This window comes from Streptomyces sp. WMMB 714, from assembly GCF_900090125.1.
In the GTDB taxonomy this organism is placed as follows: Bacteria; Actinomycetota; Actinomycetes; order Streptomycetales; family Streptomycetaceae; genus Streptomyces; species Streptomyces daqingensis.
The window spans coordinates 1-1,435 of the sequence record NZ_FMHJ01000031.1; the positions used below are offsets into that span (position 1 = coordinate 1).

At 56.0% G+C, this 1,435-nt stretch carries 1 rRNA gene; it reads left to right on the forward strand.

The window, feature by feature from the left end:
• Nucleotides 1-1,435 (forward strand): 23S ribosomal RNA (locus tag H181DRAFT_RS28180); the annotation flags it as partial.

Here is a 1,435-nt window from a genome sequence, read left to right on the forward strand (position 1 = left end):
GTAAGCGAGTTGTGGACGGTATACGAGTGAGAATGCAGGCATGAGTAGCGATACATACGTGAGAAACGTGTGCGCCGATTGACTAAGGGTTCCTGGGTCAAGCTGATCTGCCCAGGGTAAGTCGGGGCCTAAGGCGAGGCCGACAGGCGTAGTCGATGGATAACCGGTTGATATTCCGGTACCCGTGGCAGTGCGCCAACGCTGAATCAGGTGATGCTAAGCCCGTGAAGCCCCCAGCTGGATTCTTCGGATGATGGTTGGTGTGGTGGATCCGGTGACCCGAGCTTGTAGTAGGTGAGTGATGGGGTGACGCAGGAAGGTAGTCCAGCCCGGGCGGTGGTTGTCCCGGGGTAAGGGTGTAGCCCGAGGAGTAGGTAAATCCGCTTCTCGTTACAGGGGTGAGACCTGATGCCGAGCCGATTGTGGTGAAGTGGATGATCCTATGCTGTCGAGAAAAGCCTCTAGCGAGTGCTGTTGCGGCCCGTACCCTAAACCGACTCAGGTGGTCTGGTAGAGAATACCGAGGCGTTCGGGTGAACTATGGTTAAGGAACTCGGCAAAATGCCCCCGTAACTTCGGGAGAAGGGGGGCCACTGTTGGTGATCCCATGTGCTGGGTGAGCTGGTGGTGGCCGCAGAGACCAGCGAGAAGCGACTGTTTACTAAAAACACAGGTCCGTGCGAAGCCGTAAGGCGATGTATACGGACTGACGCCTGCCCGGTGCTGGAACGTTAAGGGGACCGGTTAGTCACATTTCGGTGTGGCGAAGCTGAGAACTTAAGCGCCAGTAAACGGCGGTGGTAACTATAACCATCCTAAGGTAGCGAAATTCCTTGTCGGGTAAGTTCCGACCTGCACGAATGGCGTAACGACTTCTTGACTGTCTCAACCATAGGCCCGGTGAAATTGCACTACGAGTAAAGATGCTCGTTTCGCGCAGCAGGACGGAAAGACCCCGGGACCTTTACTATAGCTTGATATTGGTGTTCGGTTCGGTTTGTGTAGGATAGGTGGGAGACTGTGAAGCTCGAGCGCCAGCTTGGGTGGAGTCGTTGTTGAAATACCACTCTGATCGTGCTGGATGTCTAACCTGGGTCCGTGATCCGGATCAGGGACAGTGTCTGGTGGGTAGTTTAACTGGGGCGGTTGCCTCCTAAAATGTAACGGAGGCGCCCAAAGGTTCCCTCAGCCTGGTTGGTCATCAGGTGGTGAGTGTAAGTGCACAAGGGAGCTTGACTGTGAGACTGACGGGTCGAGCAGGGACGAAAGTCGGGACTAGTGATCCGGCGGTGGCTTGTGGAAGCGCCGTCGCTCAACGGATAAAAGGTACCCCGGGGATAACAGGCTGATCTTCCCCAAGAGTCCATATCGACGGGATGGTTTGGCACCTCGATGTCGGCTCGTCGCATCCTGGGGCTGGAGTCGGTCCCAAGGG